Source organism: uncultured Adlercreutzia sp. (assembly GCA_910585575.1).
In the GTDB taxonomy this organism is placed as follows: Bacteria; Actinomycetota; Coriobacteriia; order Coriobacteriales; family Eggerthellaceae; genus Adlercreutzia.
The window spans coordinates 1-3462 of the sequence record CAJUFS010000125.1 but is presented as its reverse complement, the minus strand read 5'-3'; the positions used below and the strand labels follow the sequence as shown (position 1 = coordinate 3462).

2 protein-coding genes are annotated in these 3462 nt (G+C 61.8%); both read right to left on the bottom strand.

Translation table 11 applies throughout. The features are described 5' to 3' along the window. Positions 1-1334 (bottom strand): arginine--tRNA ligase (gene argS / locus QZ307_RS10940; protein WP_295999750.1); only part of this gene is annotated, 1334 nt, incomplete at its 3' end. A gap of 205 nt (positions 1335-1539) precedes the next feature. Continuing rightward, positions 1540-3141, bottom strand: a complete 1602-nt coding sequence (locus tag QZ307_RS10935) for a YfcC family protein (RefSeq protein WP_295999749.1) — start codon at positions 3139-3141, stop codon at positions 1540-1542. Positions 3142-3462 lie beyond the last annotated feature (321 nt).

Below are 3462 nucleotides of genomic sequence, written 5' to 3'. Positions count from 1 at the left end.
GCATGGGCGTACTGCACGTAGTACACCGGGTTCGACGCGTCCTTCTTCTTCGCCACCTCGATGTCGAAGTCGATGGGCTGGTCGGCCGAGCGGGACAGCATCAGGTAGCGGGTGGCATCCACGCCCACCTCGTCGATGAGCTCCTCGAAGGTGACCATCTCGCCGGTACGCTTGGACATACGCACGGCCTTGCCGTCGCGGAACAAGTTCACCAGCTGGCCGAGCTGTACTTCCAGCGCTCCGGGCCAGCCCCAGGCCTCCAGCATGCACTCGCAGCGCTTGATGTAACCGTGGTGGTCGGCGCCCCACAGGTCGATGAGGTGGTCGAAGCCGCGCATCATCTTGTCGTAGTGATAGGCCACGTCGGACATGAAATAGGTGGCCTCGCCGTCACCCTTGATGAGCACGCGGTCCTTGTCGTCGCCCAGATCGGTGGAGCGGAACCACAGGGCACCGTCCTTCTCGTACAGGTAGCCCTTCTCGCGCATGGCGTCCAGCGAGCGGGACACGGCGCTCTCGCCGTTCTCGTCCTCCACGTACAGCGAGCGCTCCGAGAACCACTTGTCGAAGGTGGTGCCGAAGTTGGCCAGCACCTCGCGCTGGTTCTTCAGGGTCATGTCGTAGGCCATCTCGCGGAAGGCGTCGACGCGCTCCTCATCGGACACGTTCAGCCACTTGTCGCCGTCGGAATCGATGATCTCCTGGGCGATGTCCTTCACGTAGGCACCGCCGTAGCAGGCCTCGGGCATTTCAACGTCGCGGCCCAGCAGCTGCTGGTAGCGCACGCTCACGGAGTTGCCGAACACGTCCATCTGGTTGCCGTGGTCGTTGATGTAGTACTCCTCGTACACGTCGTAACCGCCATGACGCATGACGCGGGCCATGGCATCGCCCAGCGAGGCCCAGCGGCCGTGACCCACATGGAAGGGGCCGGTGGGATTGGCGGACACGTACTCCAGGTTGACGTAGCGCTCGCCCTCGGGGATGGTGCCCTTGCCGAAGTTCTCGGCCTCTTCGCGCACCTCGCGCACGATGCCCTGCAGCACGGTGTCGGACAAGCGGATATTGATGAAGCCGGGGCCGGCAATCTCAACCGCGGCAATCATGTCGTTAGCGGGAATGTGATCCACAATGATCTGGGCGATCTCGCGGGGATTCTTGTGGGCGAGCTTGGCGCTGCGCATGGCCACGGTACTGGCCCAGTCGCCGTTAGCCTCGTCGCGGGGTCGCTCCAGGGCGGCTTCCGGGGCCTCCGAAAGCTCGAGGGAGCCGTCGGCACGGGCCGCTTCGATGGCGGCGTCGATGATCGCTTCCAGGGATTCGCGAATTTCCATATCCTCTTCCTTTTCTTTCGCCAGCTTTTCGATGGCAGCCGAGCTGTGCCGTACCCGCCTGCGCTTATAAGCGCTCATCATACCATCAAAAAGCCTGAAAATACAGAAGTACCTGGGCAGAGCCCAGGTACTTCCGTCTGCGGTCGCGCAGCGAGGGTAGCCGCGCGCTCCTATCGCAAAAGTAGTGGCGTCGAAGCGCTGAGCGCTACGACAGGATGACCATCGCCGCGGTCAAGATGACCACCAGGACCACGCCCAGGACCACGAACAGCTTCGCGCCGAACTTGAGCCAGGTGGAGTACTCGATCTTGGCCAGGGCCAGGCCACCCATGATGGCGCCGCTGGTAGGCGTGAACAGGTTCACGAGGCCGTTGCCGGCGGAGTAGATCATGACCATGGTCTCAACGGAGAACCCAAGGTGGCTGGCCAGACCGCCCATGATCGGGATGGACACCGTGGCCATGCCCGAGGAGGACGGGATGAGGAAGGACAGGACGATGTAGAGCAGGAACGACAACGGAGCGAACACAATGGCCGACATGCCGGTCAGAGCCGCCGCGGCGTTGTTCAGGATCCACATATCGAGGCCCGTCTTCGCCATAAGCACCGTAATGGAACGGGCCAGGGCGATGATGAGCACGACGGACATCATGTCGGCAGCGCCGTTGATGAAGGCCTTCACGAAGCGGCTCTCGGATACGCCGCCGATGACGCCGATGATGATGGCCATCAGCAGGAACCAGGTGGAGGCCTCGTCGAAGTACCAGCCGCCCACCGGCACGCCAGTCAGGAAGCTCGACCAAGCAGGCTGCACGGTAACCTCGGCGGTGTCGACGCCCTCGGTGCCCTCGGGCAGCGCCAGGGAGGTGTCGGTCTGCTGGTCGTAGGCAGCCACAATGTCATCGGCACCGACGGTGGTGGTTACCTCTTCGGTGACCTGGCCGGCCTCGAACACGTCAACGCCCAGATCGGCCCAGGGAATGAAGGCGGCGATCATCACGACGAAGGTCAGGCCGAACACGATGAGCGACCACTTCTGGCGGCCCGTCATCTTCTCAACGGGAGCCTCGTCATTGTCAGCAGCCTCGACCTTGGACTCGGTCATGCCCCACTCGTTCATCATGTCTTCCTGCTCCTGCAGGGACAGGAACGTGGAGCCCTTGTCGGCCTTCACCTTCTTGGCGTAGCGCATGACGAATACGATGGAAATGGCCAGGGTGACAATCCAGAGAATGAGACCCAGCACAATGATGATGGCCTGGTTGGCCTGAATGCCGATACCAGACAGTGCGTCCACGGCTACGCCCACGGCAAAGGGGTTCACCGTAGAGCCGATAACGCCGCAACCAGCGCCCAGCAGGACGACGGCGGCGCCGGTAAGGCTGTCGAAGCCTGCGGCCACCATGGTGGCGGCCAGCAGCAAGTAGAACGGCACGGTTTCCTCGCACATGCCGTAAGTGGTGCCGCCGACGGAGAAGATGAACATCAAGATGGGGATGAGCACCAACTCATTGCCGTGCAACTTACGCACGAGGGCGGCAATGCCGGCGTCAAGGGCGCCGGTTTCAGTGATGATGCCCAAAAAACCGCCGAGGATCATCACGAACAAACACACGCCGATGGCGTCCTGGAAGCCGAACACCGGGGCGGTGAGCACCTGCGACAAGGTGGCGCCTTCAACGCCCTCCACGCCGCAAGCGGACATAATAACGGTTACGATGGCGAGAACGACAAGAATGATAAGCAAGATGGTGAATGAAGAAAGACTCGCCCTCTTCTTTTTCTTGCCCTTTTCAGCAGCTGCCATAGTAATCCCTCCTTAATTCCGATTTGCCATGCTCGGATTGGTTCTTGCCTCTGAACCCTCGTACGGCTGAGCAGGCCGTCTCTAAGGCAAGCTGGCAATCCTCAAAGGCGCGGCGGGTCTGCCGTCCCGCGACGCCTGCCTTGCTGGGTGGCAACAAGACTAGAAGCACCAATCGGTAGTAGGCGAAGGAGCACCTCTCCCCCGCTCAAAACACAAGGGGCGGCCCGAAAGCCGCCCCTCTTGAACAGCTTTCCGCAGGTTACTGCAGGGTGGCGTACATGACAGCCTTGATGGTGTGCATGCGGTTCTCGGCCTCGTCGA

Excerpts from the sequence above, each read along its gene's own strand:
- QZ307_RS10935 (WP_295999749.1), bottom strand. The coding sequence starts at position 3,141 with ATGGCAGCTGCTGAAAAGGGCAAGAAAAAGAAGAGGGCGAGTCTTTCT.